Genomic DNA, 18095 nt, shown 5'->3' with positions numbered 1-18095 from the left:
CATGATCGGCAATGATGCGGTGGCTTCTCTGCAGGCGCTGGTTCGTACCTACAACAAGCCACTGATTGAAGTTCACGATGCTCCGCTGGAGTCGGCCAAGCTGGTGCCTGGGCAATTGGTGCAGGCGCATGTGCTGGCGCAGCTGCCCAATGGGCGTTTTCAGGTGTCGATCCAGAACCAGTTGCTGGACCTGAACCTGCCGCGCAATACCCAGCCAGGTGATGAGCTGGAATTGCAGGTGGTGGAAAGCAAGGGCAAGCTGGTGCTGACCTTTGCCAGTGACCGGGCCACCCCGGCCGCGCCACCGGCGACGCTGCCGGAAGAGGCACCCTCGGTGCAGCTCTCGGCCTCTGCCAAGCTGGTCAGCAGCCTGCTGGACCCCCATGCCGATAGCCAACCGGCCCTGCTGGCCAACCGTCAGGTACAACCCAGTCTGCTGGAGGGGGAAGCCGCCCGGCTGGATACCCGTGACCTGAGCCGGCAGCTGCACCAATCCGTCGAGAAAAGCGGCGTGTTCTATGAGTCCCACCAGAAAGAGTGGCTGGCTGGGCAGCGATCCTTGACCGCCTTGCGGCAGGAGCCGCAAGCCAGCATGACCCAGCAGTTGCCCAATGGAGGGGGCGACAATCCGGCACCGGTCAGCAGCGTGCTGAACCAGACCCATGCGCTGGGCGCACAGGATGGGACCGCCTTGCAGCAACTGGTGCAGCAGCAGCTGCGGGCGCTGGACGAACGGCAGCTGCTGTGGCAAGGCCAGGTATGGCCGCAGCAGCCGATGGAGTGGTTGATCCGTGATGAGCGGCAGGGGGGCGGCGGTGGCGAGGATGAAGGGCGCAGCTGGTCTTCTCGCCTGACCCTGAACTTGCCACAGCTGGGGCCGCTGCAAGTCAATGTCCGGCTGGATGCCCAAGGTGTGCGTTTGCGGTTCCTGACGGATCGTGAAGAGACGGCCAGCCAGATCGAGTCGGCACAGAGCCGCTTGCAGGAGCAGTTTGGCGCCGCCGGGTTGAACCTGACCGAAGCACGGGTCGCTGCGCATGACCGATGACGCGCTGATCCACCCTGAAGCGGGCAGCTTGCCGGATGGCAAACAACTGGCGGTGGCTTTGTCCTACCTGGCCGGGGGGCGCAATACCCCGCAAGTGGTTGCCAAAGGAAGAGGGCTGATGGCCCAGGCGATCATTGAGAAGGCCAAGGAAGCCGGGGTGTATGTCCACGAATCGCCGGAGCTGGTGTCCTTGCTGATGCAAGTGGACCTCGACCGGGATATCCCCCCGGAGCTGTATCGTGCGGTGGCTGAGGTACTGGCCTTCATCTACATGCTGGAGCATGGCGGCATGCCGGATGCCTTGCCCGCTTCAGTCCTGCCGGAGCTCCCCCGCACTGAGTGATCAGTGCACCGTTGTGTCTGAATGTTGGCGCAGCAGCATTAGATTGCGTGCGCGGTGCAACAAATCATCCTTGTTCACGGGTTTGTCTACAAAGTCGATCAAACCCTGACGTCGAGCTTGCTGGCGAACTGACAGCTCCCGGTGAGGTATCAACAGCAAAGTGGGGATACGCAAGCCGTTTGGGTGGTGCCGATTGAGTGCAAGCAGGAAAGAAAGACCATCCAGGTCCGGCATGTGGTAATCCAGAATCAGCAAATCATAAGGGTGTTCTGCGCACCAGTGTAAAGCAGTGCTCGGGTAGTCAAACAACTGACAATTTGCCCCTTCCAGTGTTTGCATGTGATGGCCCATCAATACCAGGTTGATGCGTGAATCATCGACGATGACGATTTCCATGGCCGTATCCTTTTTTGGTGCTGCTTACGTTTCCATCCTAGGCTGGACACAGCGCGCCTGCCAGCAAAAAGGGCGGCACAAGGCCGCCCTTTCGTCGCCTGACTTGCAGGTCAGCTGACCACCGGAATCTTGCCGATACGCGCCTGCCATTCCTTCGGGCCGCTCTGATGTACCGAGCTACCCAGATGGTCTACCGCCACGGTGACCGGCATGTCGACCACTTCAAACTCGTAGATGGCTTCCATGCCCAGATCGGCAAACGCCACCACTTGCGAGCCCTTGATGGCTTTCGACACCAGATAGGCGGCGCCGCCGACCGCCATCAGATACACCGCCTGATTATCGCGGATGGCGTCGATGGCGACCGGGCCACGCTCGGCCTTGCCCACCATGCCCAGCAGGCCCGTCTGTTCCAGCATCTGGCGGGTGAATTTGTCCATGCGGGTGGCGGTGGTCGGGCCGGCCGGGCCGACCACTTCGTCACGCACCGGATCCACCGGGCCGACGTAGTAGATGAAGCGGTTAGTGAAATCCACCGGCAGGGTTTCACCCTTGTTCAACATATCCACCATGCGCTTGTGGGCGGCGTCGCGGCCAGTCAGCAACTTGCCATTCAGCAGCAGGGTGTCACCCGGTTGCCAGCTGGCGACTTCTTCGCGGGTGATCTGGTCCAGGTTGACGCGGCGTGCTTCGGCAGACGGGGTCCAGGAGACATCCGGCCAGTCTTCCAGGCTCGGCGGGGTCAGCAGGGCCGGGCCGCTGCCATCCAGCGTGAAATGGGTATGGCGAGTGGCGGCGCAGTTCGGGATCATCGCCACCGGCAGGCTGGCAGCGTGGGTGGGGTAGTCCAGGATTTTCACGTCCAGCACCGTGGCCAGCCCGCCCAGACCTTGCGCGCCAATGCCGAGCGCGTTCACTTTTTCATACAACTCCAGCCGCAGTTCTTCAATACGGTTTTGCGGGCCTCGCGCGATCAGTTCCTGAATGTCGATATGCTCCATCAGGGCTTCCTTGGCCATCAGCATGGCTTTTTCTGCGGTACCGCCAATACCGATACCCAGCATGCCCGGCGGGCACCAGCCCGCGCCCATCAGCGGCACGGTTTTCAGCACCCAGTCTACAATGGAGTCTGACGGGTTCAGCATCACGAACTTGGATTTGTTCTCCGAGCCACCACCCTTGGCGGCAATCTTCACCTCAACCGTGTCACCCGGCACCAGTTCGAAGTGGACCACCGCCGGGGCATTGTCACGGGTATTTTTGCGGGCGCCTGCCGGATCGGACAGCACTGAGGCGCGCAGCTTGTTTTCCGGGTCATTGTAGGCGCGGCGAACGCCTTCGTTCACCATCTCCTGAATGCTCATGGTGGCGTCGTCCCAGCGTACATTCATGCCCACCTTGATGAAGGCACAGACGATGCCGGTATCCTGGCAGATGGGACGGCGTCCTTCGGCGCACATGCGGCTGTTGGTCAGGATCTGCGCAATGGCATCCTTGGCGGCCGGGCTTTGCTCCAGCTCCCAGGCGCGAGCCAGCGACTGGATGTAATCGAGCGGGTGATAACAGGAGATGAATTGCAGGCTGTCAGCGATGCTGTCGATGAAATCCTGCTGGCGGATGGTGGTCATGTGGAATCCCTGCGTGATCGTGTTGACGGTCAGCCGCATATTTTACGCTGAAATGGCAGCCCTTGCTGCTTTGCAATAAGATGCGGTTTTCCCTTGGCTGGAGCGAGACGATGACTGTGCGCATGGAGCGGGATACCTTTGGTGAAATCGGTGTGCCAAATGAACACTACTGGGGGGCGCAGACCCAGCGCTCGCTGCATTTCTTCCGTATCTCCTCTGAACAGATGCCGCGCGAGCTGATTGCGGCGCTGGCGCAGATCAAGCACGCCTCCGCTACGGTGAACCAGCAGCTGGGCTTGCTGGATGCACAGAAAGCCGCTGCCATCCAGCGTGCTGCCGATGAAGTGTTGCAGGGCAAGCTGGCGAATGAATTTCCGCTGTCGGTGTGGCAGACCGGTTCTGGTACCCAGACCAATATGAACATGAACGAGGTGCTGGCCAACCGCGCCAGCGAGCTGCTGGGCGGGGTGCGCGGTGAGCTGCGCCAGGTTCACCCGAATGACGATGTGAACAAGGGCCAGTCCTCCAACGATGTATTCCCCACCGCCATGCACGTGGCAGCGGTACTGGCCTTGCAGGAGAGCCTGCTGCCTGCAGTGGCACAGTTGCAAGCCACCCTGCAGGCGAAGGCGGACGCGTTTGCCGACATCGTCAAGATTGGCCGTACCCATTTGCAGGACGCTACCCCGCTGACGCTGGGGCAGGAGTTTTCCGGCTATGTGGCGCAACTGGCGCAGGGCATGCGCCATGTGCAGGCCAGCCTGCCGCACCTGTATGAGCTGGCCTTGGGGGGGACGGCGGTCGGTACCGGCCTGAATGCCCACCCGGACTATGCGGTCGCGGTGGCGCAGGCACTGGCCGGGCGCACCGGTCAACCGTTTGTGACCGCCAGCAACAAGTTTGAGGTGATGGCTGCGGCAGATGCGCTGGTGCATGCCCACGGTGCGCTGAAAACGCTGGCCGCCAGCCTGATGAAGATTGCCAACGATATCCGCTGGCTGGCCAGCGGTCCGCGCTGCGGCGTGGGGGAGCTGTCCATTCCGGAAAATGAACCGGGCAGCTCGATCATGCCGGGCAAGGTGAACCCCACTCAGGCCGAGGCGCTGACCATGGCCTGCGCGCAGGTGATGGGCAATGATGTGGCGATCAATATCGGTGGGGCCTCTGGCAACTTTGAGCTGAACGTGTATCGCCCGATGATCATTCACAATTTCCTGCAAAGTGTGCGGCTGCTGGCCGATGGGGCGCGCAGCTTTGAGGAGCACTGCGCACGTGGTATTGAGCCCAACCGCAAGCGGATTGCGCAGTTGCTGAATGAATCGCTGATGCTGGTGACGGCACTGAACCCGCATATTGGCTATGACAAGGCAGCCCAGATTGCCAAGCATGCTCACAAGCAGGGGCTGACGCTGAGAGCTGCTGCACTGGAGCTAGGTCATGTGACGGAAGCCCAGTTCGAAGCCTGGGTGAAGCCGGAAGAAATGACCGGGCCACGTGGCTGAGGCCCGGTCAGGGTGGATGGGGCGGGCTTAGCGGTTGAGCAGCGGCTGTACTTCCCGCACCATCTGCCGTGCTTCATCGGCCTCGATGCGGTAGACGCTGATCCGGCTGGCCGTGGCATGGAGCCGGGTGGCGTGATCCCGGTTGGCGCGGTCATCCAGCGCCAGGCCCAGCCATGCCAGCCGTTCGCAGATCATGGCCCGCACTGGCGCTGCATGTTCGCCAATGCCACCGGTAAACACCAGTACATCCAGCCCGCCCAGCGCAGTTGCCAGCGCGCCCACTTCGCAGGCAGCGCGGTAGCAGAACAGTTCAACCGCAAAGCGGGCAGCGGGAGCATCACTCGCCAGCAGGGTGCGCATGTCGGAGGAGAGGCCAGACACCCCCAGCAGGCCGGATTGACGATACAGCAGCTTCTCGACCGCACCCACATCCATGCCCAGATGCTGCTGCGCGTAGAGTAATACGCCAGGGTCAATCTGCCCGCAGCGACTGCCCATCATCAGACCATCCAGCGCGGTAAAGCCCATGCTGCTCGCCACACTGCGCATGCCTTGCATGGCGCAGGCGCTGGCACCGTTCCCCAGATGCAGGGCAACTACTTTGGCGTCCCCTGCTTGCGGGTGAAGCTCGGGCAGGCGGTGGGCAACCCAGGCATAGGACAAGCCGTGAAAGCCATAGCGACGTACGCCTTGTTCAAACCAGCTACGCGGCAAGGCAAACCACTGCGCCAGTTCCGGCTGACTACTATGGAAAGCGGTATCAAAACAGGCAAACTGTGGCAGATCCGGCTGCAGCTGCGCCAGCTGTGCGACGGCGGCCAGATTGTGGGGCTGGTGCAGCGGGGCCAGCGGCGTCAGGGCCTCCAGTTCGGCGAGGATGCGGGCATCCAGCCGCAGGGCCTGGGTGAAATGGCTGCCGCCGTGTACCACGCGGTGTACGGCGGCTTGAACCGGCAGTTGCCGCGCTGTCAGGGTGTGCAGCAGCCAGCCCAGCATGCGAGCGTGCGGCTGCGCTCCGGCCTCATCCTGCCAGTGGCAGTCGGCTTCGCCGTCTTGCCGCAGAACACCGCTGAGCTGACCATCCCGCCACTCCAGCAGGCCATCGGCCAAGGGCGCTGCGGCGACTTGCTGCGGGTAGAGCGCAAACTTGAGGCTGGAAGACCCGGCATTCAGTACCAGCAGCATCAGCGAGAGGCTCCGTGGTGGGCGGCCAGCAGTACGGCAACCGCTGCAGAGGCCAGGCGCGATAGCTCATTGTCCGCGCGGCTGGTCAGCATCACCGGCACCCGCGCACCCAGCACGATACCAGCGGAGTGGGCACCGGCCAGATAGGTGAGTTGCTTAGCCAGCATATTGCCCGCTTCCAGATTGGGTGCCAGCAGAATGTCGGCATCGCCCGATACTGCAGAGGTAATGCCCTTGTTGTGGGCGGCCTCAGCAGAGATGGCATTGTCGAACGCCAGCGGACCATCCAGAATGCCGCCCTTGATTTGCTTGCGGTCGGCCATCTTGCACAGCGCGGCCGCATCCAGCGTGGAGGGCAGGGCCGGGTTGATGGTTTCCACCGCGGACAGGATGGCGACCTTGGGCTCAGCAATGCCCAGCGCATGGGCCAGCTCAATGGCGTTCTGTACGATGTCGGCCTTGCCCAGCAAGTCAGGCTCAATATTGACCGCGCCATCGGTCAGCAGCAGTGGCTTGTGGTAGTTGGGCACGTCCATCACGAATACATGCGACAGGCGGCGGCCGGTACGCAAACCATTGTGCTTGTCGAGGATGGCTTTCAGCAGCTCATCGGTATGCAGGCTCCCCTTCATCAGCGCATGGGCCTGCCCTTGCCTGACCAGCAGCACAGCCACTTCTGCCGACTGATGGCTATGAGTGGTATTGACGATGCTGAAAGGCGGCACCGCATGCGGCAGATTGGCTTGCGGCAGGCCATCGCGGTAGAGGGTGAAGCGGCTGATATCCAGCCCGTGTTGCTTGGCGGTGGCCCGAATGCGGGCTTCCGGCCCCACCAGAATCGGGGCGATCAGCCCGGCCTGCATCGCCTCCAGTGCGCCGCCCAGCGACACATCGTCGCAGGGGTGGACCACGGCGGTAATCAGCGAGGGGTGTGCTTTGGCATTGTTCATCAAGGCCAAGTAGCGTGGCGAGGTTTCGCTATAGTGTTGATCTTCAGCGTTCATGGCTCAGCCTTTGATGTGATAACCCGCGTCGATGTACTCGGTGTTGCCAGTGATGCCGCGTGCGGCATCCGAGGCAAGGAAGGCTGCCAGTGCACCCACTTCCTCCAGCGTGACCAGCCGGTGTTCCGGCGCACCTTGCAAGGCCTCTTCGATCAGCTGGTCAAAGTGTGGCAAGCCGCTGGCGGCACGGGTACGCACCGGGCCGGGAGAGATGGCATTGACACGGATCCGCTTCTCCCCCAAATTGCTGGCCAGGTAACGCACCGAGGCCTCCAGCGCGGCTTTGACTGGCCCCATCATATTGTAATTCTGCACCACCTTTTCGGCGCCATAGTAGCTCATGGTCAAAATGCTGCCGCCCTCACGCATCAGCGGCTCGGCCAGACGGCTCATGCGGATCAGCGAGTGGCAGGAGACATCCATGGCGCGGGCAAAGCCTTCTGCAGAGCAATCGACCAGGCGGCCATGCAGGTCTTCCTTGTTGGCGAAGGCGATTGAATGCAGCAGCACATCCAGCTTGCCCCAGCGGCGCTCAATATGACCAAACACAGCCTCCAGTTCACCCGGGGTTTCCACGTTCAGCGGCAGCAAGTCTGCACCGATACGGTCTGCCAGCGGGCCGACGAAGGGCAGCGCCTTTTCATTCAGGTAGGTCAACACCAGTTGTGCCCCTGCCTCATGAAATGCCTGCGCACACCCCCACGCCAGACTGTGCTCATTGGCGACACCCACCACCAACGCTGCCTTGCCTTGTAACTGCATCATGCTGCCCTCACGGTTATATTGCATTGCAGCATAATAGCGGAACAACGTGAAGCTGACATGACGAAAATCAAATGCAAGTTCACTTTATCATGTGGGGGATGGGCGCACGGCGGTCCGCTAAGCGTGTAGCGAGGTAAGTGGCAAGCTGGCTTATTCAGTGCATTAAGGAGTGAGCTGCTGTGCCAGCCCGATGAGGATACCCTCTGGTCCGCGAATGTAGCAGAGCCGGTAGATATCGCGGTAATTGACCACTTCATCCACGAGCTGGGCCCCCAGCTGGCTGAGGCGCTGCAGGGTGTCGTCAATATCTTCAACGGTAAACATCACGCGCAGATACCCCAGCGCGTTGACCGGTGCCATCCGGTGGTCTGAAGCAATGGCAGGGGCATCAAAGCGTGAGAGCTCAATGCGGCTATGCCCGTCGGGCGTTCGCAACATGGCGATCTCGACGCGCTGTCCCCTCACGCCGGTAACTCGGCCAGCCCATTCCTCCTCAATGGGCATTCGTCCTTCCAGACTTAAACCCAGCTCAACAAAGAACGCAATGCAGCGGTCGAGGTCTTCCACCACAATGGACACGTTATCCATTCGTCTGATCGTCATGTTGCCTCCTTTGGGGTTGGCTGTACGGGGGCAGGGCCATTCTGAGTCGGTTAATTATGCAAGACCCGCTGCAAGAACCGGGTACGACCTGTGCAGAACATTGCACAAAATGTGCAGAAGCTGATGCGAGCCTACACTGCAGGTGTTGTATGGATCATACAACATGGTATGGGAGGGCTGAAATGCAAACGGGCCGGTATCTTTCGATACCGGCCCGGCAATCTGGCGGAAAGGGTGGGATTCGAACCCACGTTACAGCATAACTGTAAACCGGATTTCGAGTCCGGCGCATTCGACCTCTCTGCCACCTTTCCAGTGGAGTCGGCTATTATAAGCGACTCCACGCTGAAGAGACAAGCCTAATTGCTGAAAACAACACGCTGGATAGCCTTTCCCGGGGCGATACTGCTGGGCTTGCTACTGACAGGCTGCGAGCCGGCATCTAAAGTACCCGTGGCATCGGCGCCTGCTCCGGTAAAGGAGTTGGTGGTGCTGACCCGCAATGATGCGACCACCTACTACCTGGATACCAACGGCCAGCCTGCCGGGCTGGAGTACGACCTGGTCACGCTGTTTGCCGAGGAAACCGGGGTGGCGGTTCGCTGGCAGGTGGTGCAACGCATGAGCGAGGTGCAGGAGGGTTTGCTCAAAGGCAAGGCACAGCTGGCGGTGGGGATGGCACGGCAGATGCCGGGGGTGGAGCAGCTGCGTTTTGGCCCGGTCTACCAGCGGGTGACGCCGGTGGTGGCCTATGCGGGTGAGATGCCGCCCGTGCAGTCGCTCAGCGATTTGCAAACCCAGCCACCGCGGGTGATTGCCGGAAGTGCGGCAGAGGGGGTCTTACTGTCTTTGAAGCAAGCCAACCCGCAGCTGGCCTGGACCGCCATTGAGGAACAAAGCGCAGAGGAACTGCTGGAATCGCTGGCGGATGGCCACACCGGAGCGGTGGTGACGGAATCTCACCTGCTGGCAGGGATGCGACGTTTTTACCCGGAATTGCAGCAGGGCATGGTGCTGCCCAAGCCGATTGAGCTGGCCTGGGCTTATCGTCCGGATGCGTCGTCTGCGTTTCAGAAGCAGGTGGCGCAATTTTTTCAGCGCATTGAGCAAAATGGCACGCTCAAGCGCCTGCTGGATCGTTATTACGGGCATTTGCATCGCTTGCAGCCGGTGGACGTCGAGGCCTTCCTGCAGCAGCGGCTGACAGTGCTACCCAAGTACCGCAAATGGTTTCAGGATGCACAGGTGCTGACCGGAGTGGACTGGCGCTTGCTGGCCTCACTGGGCTATCAGGAGTCGCACTGGAACCCGTTTGCCGTGTCGCCGATGGGGGTGCGTGGCCTGATGATGCTGACCGGGGAGACAGCAGACCGCATGGGGGTCACTGACCGATCGGATTCCAAGCAGAACATCATGGCCGGAGCACGCTATTTGCAGATGCTGCACGACGATTTGCCCCCGCAGATTGGCGAGCCGGACCGCAGCTGGATGGCGCTGGCGGCTTACAACATCGGCATTGGCCATCTGGCCGATGCGCGCATGCTGGCCCGCATGCAGAAGCTGGACCAGAATGCATGGACCGATCTGAAGACCACCCTGGTGCAGTTGCGTAATCCCAAGTGGGTGCCCAAGACCCGCTATGGCTATGCGCGGGGCGGAGAAACAGTGATTTTTGTCGAGAATGTGCGTACCTATTACGACATTCTCAGCCGCCTTGAGCCTGCGCTGGAGTTACCCTTGCTGGCCACGTCAACTGCGCCTGCCGCTGCACCATGAAGAACGGCCCCGCGATGCGGGGCCGCTATGGTTGACTGCTGAACCGTTCAAGGCTTCAGCAGATCCTTCCCCCCCATATAGGGACGCAGCACTTCCGGTACCGTGACACTGCCATCGGCGTTCTGGTAGTTCTCCAGCACGGCCACCAGCGCGCGACCCACCGCCAGACCAGAGCCGTTCAGCGTGTGTACGAACTCGTTGTTTTTCGTTTCACCCTTGAAACGGGTCTGCATGCGGCGTGCCTGAAAGGCGACACAGTTGGAGACGCTGGAAATCTCCCGGTAGGTGTTCTGTGCCGGCAGCCATACTTCCAGATCGTAGGTCTTGGTAGCGGTAAAGCCCATGTCTCCGGCGCACAGGGTCACCACCCGGTAGGGCAGGCCCAGTTGCTGCAGGATGTACTCGGCGTGACCACGCATCTCCTCCAGCGCGGCAAACGACTGCTCCGGGTGAACAATCTGCACCATTTCCACTTTGTCGAACTGATGCTGGCGGATCATGCCGCGAGTGTCACGGCCATACGAGCCCGCCTCCGAACGGAAGCAGGGCGAATGGGCGGTCAGCTTCACCGGCAGCGCTTCGGTTTTCAACAGCGTATCGCGCACCGTGTTGGTCAGCGAGATTTCCGAGGTGGAAATCAGGTACTGGGCCTGCTCGGTGGCTTCACCACCACGCTCCACCCGGAACATGTCCTCGGCAAACTTGGGCAGCTGGCCGGTACCGTACAGCACTTCAGCATTGACCACATACGGGGTGTAGGTTTCGCTGTAACCGTGACGTTCGGTATGGGTGTTGAGCATGAACTGCGCCAGTGCCCGGTGCAGCTGGGCAATCTGGCCACGCAGGACGGTGAAGCGGGCACCGGAGAGCTTGGCGCCGGTTTCAAAGTCCAGCCCCAGCGGGGTGCCGACATCCACATGGTCCTTGACCGGAAAATCAAAGCTGCGTGGCGTGCCGACGCGGTGCAGCTCGACATTGTCGTGCTCGTTCTTGCCATCAGGTACCGACTCATGCGGCACATTCGGCACCTGGGCCAGCAGGTCGTGCAGTTCTTCCTGAATAGCTGCAAGACGGGTCTCCGCCGCCTTCAGCTCGTCGCCTAGATTGGCCACTTGCGCCATGATGGCAGAGACATCCTCACCCTTGCTCTTGGCAATGCCGATCTGCTTGGATGCACTGTTGCGCTGGGATTGCAGCTCTTGCGTGCGTACCTGCACGGATTTGCGCTCGTCTTCCAGTTTGCGGAAGCTGGCGGTATCCAGCGTAAACCCACGGCGCGCCAATTGGGCGGCCACGGCATCCAGATCATTGCGAAGGTGTTGGATATCAAGCATGACTAGGGTCCGAATAGTTGAACGGTCCTGCCGGGCATGGCTGCACGGGCAGGACCGCCAATTTTCGGTGATTTGCTGCCCGATGTCACCTGAATTGATAGGGCAGGGATGGCTTGCGGTTGTCAGACAGGCTTATGAGCGTCCGCCGTCCAGCTGCTGACATAGTCCGGAGTGGCAATCTGCTGTCCGGGCTCGGCGATGGCGGGCAGTTTGACCAGTGCGACCGGCAAGACCCCGGCCCAGACCGGTAGGTCCAGGTCTTTCTCATCGTCGATGGGCCCGCCGGCCCGGATTTTGACGGCAGCTTCGGTCAGCGGCAGGCGCAGTACGATGGTTGCGCCCAGCTCCTTGCGATTGCCATTTCGAATGTCACGGACCCGGCCAGGGGCCAGCCGCTCCATGAAGTGATCCAGCACCTCAAGCTTGGCGGTTTCATCATTAATGGGGGTAAAACAGCCATAAATGACCGCCGAGCGGTAGTTCATGCTGTGATTGAAGGCTGAGCGTGCCAGGACCAGCCCGTCAAAATGGCAGATGGAGATGGAGACTTCCATGCCAATGCACAGGCTTTGCATCAGGCGGCTGCCAGTGGAGCCATGAATGTGCAGATGATCCCCCACCCGCCAGCAGGCCATCGGCAGACTGTGCACGCTATTGCCATCATGAAAGGCAATATGGCAGAGGTGGGCAGCATCAATGATGTCATACAGCTGCCGAGTGTCGTAGTGGGCATATTCGGGCGAGCGGCGAATGCGGGTACGGGGTGTTGGGGCGGTCTTGCGCATGAGGGGCGATCCAGCAGTTCTTGAACAGTACACAGCATAAGCGCATGATGTGGCCCTTTATTAGAGCCATAAACACCCTGTTTTCTGGAGCCAGTGATGGACCTTGCCTTGTTGGTCAGTCGCATGCAGCAGCAAGACGACCGTGCACCACAACAGCAGCGCCTCTATCAGCAACTGCGGCAAATGATATTGCAGGGCGAGCTGGCCCCCGGCAGTCGCCTGCCGGGCTCGCGGCAATTGGCGGCAGACTTGCAGGTGGCCCGCAACTCTGTGCTGTTCGCCTATGAACAGTTGGGGGGCGAGGGGCTATTGCACGCCAGCCGCAGAGGATCATGCGTCGCCGCGGTGCTGTCTATGGAACAGCCGGTGATGCGTCCACAAGCCGTGTCGCCATTGTCGCAACGCAGTCAGCCCTTTGCCGGATCACGCAGTGAACCCGATACCCTGGATGCGTTTACCCCGGGAGTACCTGCGCTGCGGGAGTTTCCGATGGCGCGCTGGCAACGGGTGCTGACCCGGCAGTGGCAGCAGGCGTGCGTTGAACAGCTGAACTATGGGGAGAGTGCCGGGGAGCCGCAGTTACGTGAGGCGGTGGCCGCGCATGTGCGCATGAGCCGTGGCGTGCGTTGTGACCCGCATCAGGTGATCATTACCGAAGGAACACAGCATAGCCTGAGCCTGTGCGCGCAGTGGTTTGCCGATGCGGGCAGTCTGGCCTGGATCGAGGATCCCGGCTATCCGGGTGCGCGCTGGGCAATGGGGAATGCTGGCCTGCAGGTACGCGGCATCCCGCTGGATGCGGAAGGGTTGGCCCCCACACCGACGGACTGGCAGCATCCGCCGCAGCTGATTTATGTTACGCCATCGCACCAGTTTCCCTTGGGCAACGTGATGAGCCTGCAGCGGCGGCTGGCGCTGCTGGAGCAGGCCAAGCGCCACGGCAGTCTGCTGATCGAGGATGATTACGACAGCGAGTTTCGCCGAGATGGCCCGCCTTTGCCTGCCATGCAGGGCCTGCAACCGGATGCACCGGTGGTGTATCTGGGCACCTTCAGCAAAACCCTGTTTCCGGCACTGCGGCTGGCTTACATGATTGTCCCCTTGGCATTGCTGGGCCGGGTGCAGAACTGGCTGAGCCGTTGTCGTCCCTGGGGGCGGCAGGTAGAGCAGCTGGCACTGGCCCACTTTATCCGCGAAGGGGAATTTGCCCGCCACTTGCGACGCATGCGCCGCTTGTACGGGGAACGTCGTGATGCCCTGAATGCATCGCTGGAGCAACACCTTGGAGGGCTGGCGCAACGTACCGGTGGCGCGGCGGGCATGCATCTGTCCATTCGCCTGCCGGATGCATTTCCAGATCAGCAGATTGCGGATCGAGCCATCAGTCAGGGCTTGGTGCTGCACTCTTTGAGCAGCTATGCCATGACGGCAGAAGGGCCAAAAACCAACGGTTTCATTCTGGGCTATGCCCAGGTGCCGGTCACGCGGATGGATGAGCATGTGGCACTGCTGGCGCGCCTGGTCAAGGCGTCTGCCAAGGGGTGAAGCGGGTCGGATTTACGCTTGCTGGCGTCGCCAGTCTCTGGCATGGTAGCCGGATTGGCCATTGGCCGCGTAGACAAATGGATAGCGACCGTGAGTGAAATAGCCCCCATTCAGGACATCATCAGCGATATGCGCGCTGGGCGCATGGTGATCCTGGTCGATGAAGAAGACCGCGAAAACGAAGGCGATCTGGTGCTGGCGGCAGAGTTTGTGACGCCGGAAGCCATCAATTTCATGGCCAAGCATGGCCGTGGCCTGATCTGCCTGACCCTGACCGAAGAGCGCTGCCAGTTCCTCGGTCTGCCGATGATGGCACAGCGCAATGGCACCCAGTTCGGCACCGCCTTTACCGTGTCCATTGAGGCCGCCGAGGGCGTGACCACCGGCATCTCTGCCGCAGACCGGGCGCATACCATCAAGACCGCAGTGTCGCGGGACTGCAAACCGAGCGACATTGTCCAGCCTGGCCATGTGTTCCCGCTCAAGGCTCAGCCTGGTGGCGTGCTGGTTCGCGCCGGTCATACCGAAGCGGGCTGTGACCTGGCCCGGCTGGCTGGGGCCGCGCCGGCAGCGGTGATCTGCGAGATCATGAACGACGATGGCACCATGGCCCGTCTGCCGGAGCTGCTGGCTTTTGCCCGCACCCACAATCTGAAGGTAGGTACCATTGCCGATCTGATTCATTACCGCCATCAGACGGAAACGCTGGTGGAGCAGGTGGCCGACCGTGAGATCGATACGCCAGCCGGGCGCTTCCGCCTGGTGGCGTTCCGTGACCGCTTGGCTGCGCGTACCCATCTGGCCTTGGTGTCCGGACAACCCTCGCCCGAGCAGGAGGTGCTGGTGCGGGTGCATGAGCCGCTGTCTGTCATGGATTTGCTGGAGTGCGCGCCCAGTGGCCACTCCTGGGGCATCTACCCGGCCTTGCGCCGCATCCAGCAAGAAGGCTGTGGTGTGGCCCTGCTGCTGCATCGTCCGGAAAGCGGTGACGAGCTGCTGGCGCGGGTCGCACCGGAGAGTGAGCGACGCAGTGGTAAATGGGATGCCAAGACGTTTGGTATTGGTGCGCAGATTTTGCGCGCCCTGGGTGTCGGTAAAATGAAGGTGATGGCGCAGCCGATGCGCATTGCCAGCATGACCGGCTTTGGTCTGGAAATTACCGGCTATGTGCTGCCGGATGGAGAAGAACATTGAATCACATCGAACTGCCTGCCCAGCGTCAGCTGGAGGCGTATAACGCCAAAGACCTGCAAGCCTTCATCGTCAATTTCCACGACGATATCGAAATGATCCTGCTGCCGTCCGGCACGGTCCGCTTGAGCGGCAAGCAAGCGGTGGCGGACTTCTATGCCAGCCAGCGCTTCAACAAGCCTGAGCTGCACGCCGAGCTGTTGCAACGCATTGTCTGTGGCAGCAAGGTGATTGATCACGAGCGTATTGTCGGCATCAATGACGAACCGATCATTATGGTGGTGATCTGGGAAGTGGAAGACGGGGTGATCCGTCGCGCCTACACCTTCGAGAAACCTTGAGTCGCTGCGCTACGGTTTCTTTCTGGGCGTGATGCGCAAGCGGATAGTGTGGCCGGGCATGAGCTTGCAGGAGGTGCAGGCTCTCGGCTCCAGTGACAGCAGCTCAAAGCGATAGTCCGGATGGGTGTAGCGCGCCCGCCATTTGGGCTGGCTGTGGTCTGGCCAGCTCACTGCCACCATGGTGGGTGGCGTGCCTTCTGCAGGGCTGACCGCCAGCATCAACAATACCTGCCCGGCCTGAATACATTGCACGTCCACCGGGCAGCGTGAATCCTCCAATACCATGGCTTGCAGCAGCGGGCCATGTTCTCCGATCCGGACGCGCTCGCCATCTTTGAGCGTGACTTCAAGCGGGGCAGCTTGGCTCGACAAAGCCATCAGGGTGAGCAAGGCAGTCAGCAGGTGTCGCATGGGAGCTCCTTTATGCTAGTCAATTAACCATGTTATCGTCATAGTGCCGGCAAGGCGAGCGGTTGACTTGTCAGCGAGTAGTCCGAAGCGGAATAATGCGGTGTTGCCCTCGCCGTCCTTGAGAGTTGCTGCATGAGCCAGACCATTGTCCAAGCCGCCTGCCCGCATGATTGCCCCGATACCTGTGCCATGCGCATTACGGTGGAAGAAGGCAAGGTGGTGCGGGTGGCGGGCGACCCAGACCATCCACCGACCCAGGGTGCACTGTGTACCAAGGTGTCGCGCTACGCCGAGCGTTTGTATCATCCGGATCGCCTGCTCTACCCGATGAAGCGGGTGGGGCGCAAAGGGGAAGGGCGCTTCGAGCGGATCAGCTGGGACGAGGCACTGACCACCATCTCCCAACGCCTGCTGGCGATTGCGGCGGATAACCCGCAGCGCATTCTACCCTACAGTTACGCCGGCACCATGGGGCTGGTGCAGGGTAACAGCATGTCCGCCCGCTTCTTTCACAAGCTGGGTGCCTCCCAGCTGGACCGCACTATCTGTGCCTCCGCAGGCGCTGCGGGCCTCAAGCATACCTACGGGGCCAGTGTCGGCATGGACATGAGCTTTGTGCAGGAGGCACGGCTGATCTGGCTGTGGGGCACCAACTCCATCACGTCCAACCTGCATTACTGGACGCGGGTGCAAGAAGCCAAGCGGCGCGGCGCACGGGTGGTGGCGATTGATCCCTACCGGACGCTGACGGCTGACAAATGTGACGAGCACGTCGCCTTGCTGCCCGGCACCGATGCCGCACTGGCGCTCGGCATCATGCATGTGCTGATCCGTGAAGACCTGCTGGACCATGACTATATCCGGCAGTACACCGAGGGCTTTGAGGCCTTGCGTGAGCGGGCTCTGGACTACCCGCCGGCGCGGGTGGCCGCACTGTGTGGCATCCCGCAGGCGCAAGTGGAGCGGCTGGCACGGGAGTATGGTGAGCTTGCAGTGCGGCAGCAGCAGCCGGTGGCCATTCGCCTCAACTATGGCATGCAGCGTACCCGGGGCGGTGGACAGGCCACCCGTGCCGTAGCCTGTCTGCCCAGTTTGGTCGGGGCATGGCGGCAGCGCGCCGGGGGCATGCTGATGTCCACCTCGGGGTTTTTCCCGATCGACAACGCCGCCCTGCAACGCCCGGACCTGATGCCGGATCCGCAACCGCGCACCATCAATATGAGCACCATCGGTGACGCCTTGACCCATCCGGGCGGGGGCGACTTTGGCCCCCGGGTGGACGCGGTGGTGGTCTACAACAGCAACCCGGTGGCGGTGGCACCGGAATCCGGCAAGGTGGTGGCTGGCTTCGCCCGGGAAGACCTGTTTACCGTGGTGCTGGAGCACTTCCAGACCGATACCGCGGATTACGCCGACATCCTGCTGCCCGCCACCATGCAGATGGAGCATGTTGACCTGCACAAGTCTTATGGGCACAGCTGGCTGCTGGCCAATCTGCCTGCAGTCACGCCGCCGGGTGAAGCCCGCAGCAATAGCGACATCTTCCGCCAGCTGGCGCAGTACTGCGGCTGGCAGGACGCCTGTTTTCAGGACGCCGATGATGCCCTGGCAGCCCAGGCCCTGCAACCGCACGCCTGGACCGAGGGTATCCAGTGGTCCAGCCTGCGCGCGCAGGGCTGGCAAAAGCTGAACCTGCCTGATGCACCCTTTGCACAGGGCGGGTTTCCTACCCGCAGTGGCAAGTGCCAGTTCTACGCGGAAGCGCTGGCTGCCGAAGGGCTGGATCCGCTGCCCGGTTTTGAGCCACCGCACGAATCCCCGCAGCGTACGCCGGAGCTGGCTGCACGTTACCCCTTGCAGATGATCTCCCCCCCCTCACGCCACTTCCTCAACACCACCTTTGCCAACCAGCCGGGACTGTGGCCCAAGCGAGGTGAGCCCAGCGTGGAAATGCACCCGGACGATGCTGCCGCCCGCGCATTGCAGCATGAGCAATGGGTGGAAGTGGTCAACGACCGGGGCTGCCTGCAATTGCGGCTGGAAGTGAGCGAGCGGGTGCGGCCCGGCGTGGTGGTGATTCCGTCCATCTGGTGGCGCAAGCATGCCAAGGATGGCAAGAATGCTAACGAACTCACCAGCCAAGCCCTGACCGACCTGGGAGCGGCCCCCACCTTCTATGACTGTCTGGTCGAGGTTCGCGCGGCAGCAGTGGAGTGAAGAAGCGCCGATGCAGGATGA

The 18095-nt window shown here is 61.5% G+C and carries 17 protein-coding genes and 1 tRNA gene; 8 read left to right on the top strand and 10 right to left on the bottom strand.

Annotation, left to right across the window (positions count from 1 at the left end):
* Position 1: 1 nt before the first annotated feature.
* Together fliK and HF682_RS02020 are read left to right on the top strand one after the other, a co-directional pair.
* Positions 2–1048, top strand: a complete 1047-nt coding sequence (fliK, locus tag HF682_RS02025; protein ID WP_168875585.1) for a flagellar hook-length control protein FliK — start codon at positions 2–4, stop codon at positions 1046–1048.
* Complete coding sequence (locus tag HF682_RS02020; RefSeq protein ID WP_168875584.1) at positions 1038–1391, top strand: EscU/YscU/HrcU family type III secretion system export apparatus switch protein; 354 nt, start codon at positions 1038–1040, stop codon at positions 1389–1391. The genes fliK and HF682_RS02020 overlap by 11 nt, the downstream gene beginning before the upstream one ends.
* Here the strand turns inward: HF682_RS02020 and HF682_RS02015 are convergent, their stop codons facing one another.
* Both HF682_RS02015 and HF682_RS02010 read right to left on the bottom strand, forming a co-directional pair.
* Positions 1392–1787 (bottom strand): response regulator, encoded by a 396-nt coding sequence (locus HF682_RS02015; RefSeq protein ID WP_168875583.1) that lies wholly within the window; start codon positions 1785–1787, stop codon positions 1392–1394.
* Positions 1788–1897: 110 nt separating this feature from the next.
* Positions 1898–3415, bottom strand: a complete 1518-nt coding sequence (locus tag HF682_RS02010) for a fumarate hydratase (protein ID WP_168875582.1) — start codon at positions 3413–3415, stop codon at positions 1898–1900.
* Positions 3416–3525: 110 nt separating this feature from the next.
* On the opposite strand from HF682_RS02010, the gene fumC reads away from it, so the two are divergent.
* The gene (gene fumC, locus HF682_RS02005; protein ID WP_168875581.1) at positions 3526–4917 is read left to right on the top strand and encodes a class II fumarate hydratase; all 1392 of its coding nucleotides are present in this window, start codon (positions 3526–3528) and stop codon (positions 4915–4917) included.
* 27 nt (positions 4918–4944) lie between these two features.
* Here fumC and HF682_RS02000 read toward each other — a convergent pair whose 3' ends face one another.
* The 5 genes from HF682_RS02000 to HF682_RS01980 all read right to left on the bottom strand — a co-directional run bounded on the left by HF682_RS02000 (position 4945) and on the right by HF682_RS01980 (position 8788).
* The gene (locus HF682_RS02000; RefSeq protein WP_168875580.1) at positions 4945–6102 is read right to left on the bottom strand and encodes an acetate/propionate family kinase; all 1158 of its coding nucleotides are present in this window, start codon (positions 6100–6102) and stop codon (positions 4945–4947) included.
* Positions 6102–7106: a bifunctional enoyl-CoA hydratase/phosphate acetyltransferase gene (locus tag HF682_RS01995; RefSeq protein ID WP_168875579.1), complete on the bottom strand. Its 1005-nt coding sequence runs from the start codon at positions 7104–7106 to the stop codon at positions 6102–6104. Before HF682_RS01995 ends, HF682_RS02000 begins: the two co-directional genes overlap by 1 nt.
* A 3-nt stretch (positions 7107–7109) precedes the next feature.
* Entirely contained in the window at positions 7110–7871 is a 762-nt protein-coding gene (fabI, locus tag HF682_RS01990; protein ID WP_205881865.1) for an enoyl-ACP reductase FabI, read from the bottom strand.
* A 162-nt stretch (positions 7872–8033) separates the two neighbouring features.
* Positions 8034–8474: a VOC family protein gene (locus HF682_RS01985; protein ID WP_168875578.1), complete on the bottom strand. Its 441-nt coding sequence runs from the start codon at positions 8472–8474 to the stop codon at positions 8034–8036.
* 223 nt (positions 8475–8697) lie between these two features.
* Positions 8698–8788 (bottom strand) — tRNA-Ser (locus HF682_RS01980).
* A gap of 139 nt (positions 8789–8927) precedes the next feature.
* Between HF682_RS01980 and mltF the strand changes: the two genes are divergently transcribed.
* Positions 8928–10250 (top strand): membrane-bound lytic murein transglycosylase MltF, encoded by a 1323-nt coding sequence (gene mltF, locus HF682_RS01975; RefSeq protein ID WP_308418686.1) that lies wholly within the window; start codon positions 8928–8930, stop codon positions 10248–10250.
* Positions 10251–10297: 47 nt separating this feature from the next.
* Here the strand turns inward: mltF and serS are convergent, their stop codons facing one another.
* Both serS and HF682_RS01965 read right to left on the bottom strand, forming a co-directional pair.
* On the bottom strand, positions 10298–11584 hold the full coding sequence (gene serS / locus HF682_RS01970; RefSeq protein WP_168875576.1) for a serine--tRNA ligase: 1287 nt from the start codon (positions 11582–11584) through the stop codon (positions 10298–10300).
* 122 nt (positions 11585–11706) lie between these two features.
* The gene (locus HF682_RS01965; protein ID WP_168875575.1) at positions 11707–12369 is read right to left on the bottom strand and encodes a pyridoxamine 5'-phosphate oxidase family protein; all 663 of its coding nucleotides are present in this window, start codon (positions 12367–12369) and stop codon (positions 11707–11709) included.
* A gap of 96 nt (positions 12370–12465) precedes the next feature.
* Here HF682_RS01965 and pdxR point away from each other — a divergent pair, with 96 nt between their 5' ends.
* Genes pdxR through HF682_RS01950 form a run of 3 tightly spaced genes read left to right on the top strand, consistent with a single transcriptional unit; the run spans position 12466 to position 15446 of the window.
* Complete coding sequence (gene pdxR, locus HF682_RS01960) at positions 12466–13914, top strand: MocR-like pyridoxine biosynthesis transcription factor PdxR (protein WP_168875574.1); 1449 nt, start codon at positions 12466–12468, stop codon at positions 13912–13914.
* 42 nt (positions 13915–13956) lie between these two features.
* Positions 13957–15108 carry a bifunctional 3,4-dihydroxy-2-butanone-4-phosphate synthase/GTP cyclohydrolase II gene (gene ribBA / locus HF682_RS01955; protein ID WP_168876869.1) on the top strand — a complete coding sequence of 384 codons (1152 nt, stop codon included), beginning with the start codon at positions 13957–13959 and terminating at the stop codon, positions 15106–15108.
* The gene (locus HF682_RS01950) at positions 15105–15446 is read left to right on the top strand and encodes a nuclear transport factor 2 family protein (protein ID WP_168875573.1); all 342 of its coding nucleotides are present in this window, start codon (positions 15105–15107) and stop codon (positions 15444–15446) included. The genes ribBA and HF682_RS01950 overlap by 4 nt, the downstream gene beginning before the upstream one ends.
* Before the next feature lie 9 nt (positions 15447–15455).
* Here HF682_RS01950 and HF682_RS01945 read toward each other — a convergent pair whose 3' ends face one another.
* On the bottom strand, positions 15456–15857 hold the full coding sequence (locus HF682_RS01945) for a hypothetical protein (protein ID WP_168875572.1): 402 nt from the start codon (positions 15855–15857) through the stop codon (positions 15456–15458).
* 132 nt (positions 15858–15989) lie between these two features.
* On the opposite strand from HF682_RS01945, the gene HF682_RS01940 reads away from it, so the two are divergent.
* Complete coding sequence (locus HF682_RS01940; RefSeq protein ID WP_168875571.1) at positions 15990–18074, top strand: molybdopterin-containing oxidoreductase family protein; 2085 nt, start codon at positions 15990–15992, stop codon at positions 18072–18074.
* Positions 18075–18095: the final 21 nt, after the last annotated feature.

The organism is Leeia aquatica, assembly GCF_012641365.1.
Classification (GTDB): Bacteria; Pseudomonadota; Gammaproteobacteria; order Burkholderiales; family Leeiaceae; genus Leeia; species Leeia aquatica.
This window is presented reverse-complemented; position numbering and strand designations above follow the sequence as displayed.

What these genes read in the sequence shown, in the direction of transcription:
- fliK (WP_168875585.1), top strand. Translation starts at nt 2, where the DNA reads ATGATCGGCAATGATGCGGTGGCTTCTCTGCAGGCGCTGGTTCGTACC.
- fabI (WP_205881865.1), bottom strand. Translation starts at nt 7,871, where the DNA reads ATGATGCAGTTACAAGGCAAGGCAGCGTTGGTGGTGGGTGTCGCCAAT.
- ribBA (WP_168876869.1), top strand. Translation starts at nt 13,957, where the DNA reads ATGGTAGCCGGATTGGCCATTGGCCGCGTAGACAAATGGATAGCGACC.
- HF682_RS01995 (WP_168875579.1), bottom strand. Translation starts at nt 7,106, where the DNA reads ATGAACGCTGAAGATCAACACTATAGCGAAACCTCGCCACGCTACTTG.
- HF682_RS01940 (WP_168875571.1), top strand. Translation starts at nt 15,990, where the DNA reads ATGAGCCAGACCATTGTCCAAGCCGCCTGCCCGCATGATTGCCCCGAT.
- fumC (WP_168875581.1), top strand. Translation starts at nt 3,526, where the DNA reads ATGACTGTGCGCATGGAGCGGGATACCTTTGGTGAAATCGGTGTGCCA.
- HF682_RS01965 (WP_168875575.1), bottom strand. Translation starts at nt 12,369, where the DNA reads ATGCGCAAGACCGCCCCAACACCCCGTACCCGCATTCGCCGCTCGCCC.
- HF682_RS02010 (WP_168875582.1), bottom strand. Translation starts at nt 3,415, where the DNA reads ATGACCACCATCCGCCAGCAGGATTTCATCGACAGCATCGCTGACAGC.
- HF682_RS01945 (WP_168875572.1), bottom strand. Translation starts at nt 15,857, where the DNA reads ATGCGACACCTGCTGACTGCCTTGCTCACCCTGATGGCTTTGTCGAGC.
- serS (WP_168875576.1), bottom strand. Translation starts at nt 11,584, where the DNA reads ATGCTTGATATCCAACACCTTCGCAATGATCTGGATGCCGTGGCCGCC.
- pdxR (WP_168875574.1), top strand. Translation starts at nt 12,466, where the DNA reads ATGGACCTTGCCTTGTTGGTCAGTCGCATGCAGCAGCAAGACGACCGT.
- HF682_RS02000 (WP_168875580.1), bottom strand. Translation starts at nt 6,102, where the DNA reads ATGCTGCTGGTACTGAATGCCGGGTCTTCCAGCCTCAAGTTTGCGCTC.
- HF682_RS02015 (WP_168875583.1), bottom strand. Translation starts at nt 1,787, where the DNA reads ATGGAAATCGTCATCGTCGATGATTCACGCATCAACCTGGTATTGATG.
- HF682_RS02020 (WP_168875584.1), top strand. Translation starts at nt 1,038, where the DNA reads ATGACCGATGACGCGCTGATCCACCCTGAAGCGGGCAGCTTGCCGGAT.
- HF682_RS01985 (WP_168875578.1), bottom strand. Translation starts at nt 8,474, where the DNA reads ATGACGATCAGACGAATGGATAACGTGTCCATTGTGGTGGAAGACCTC.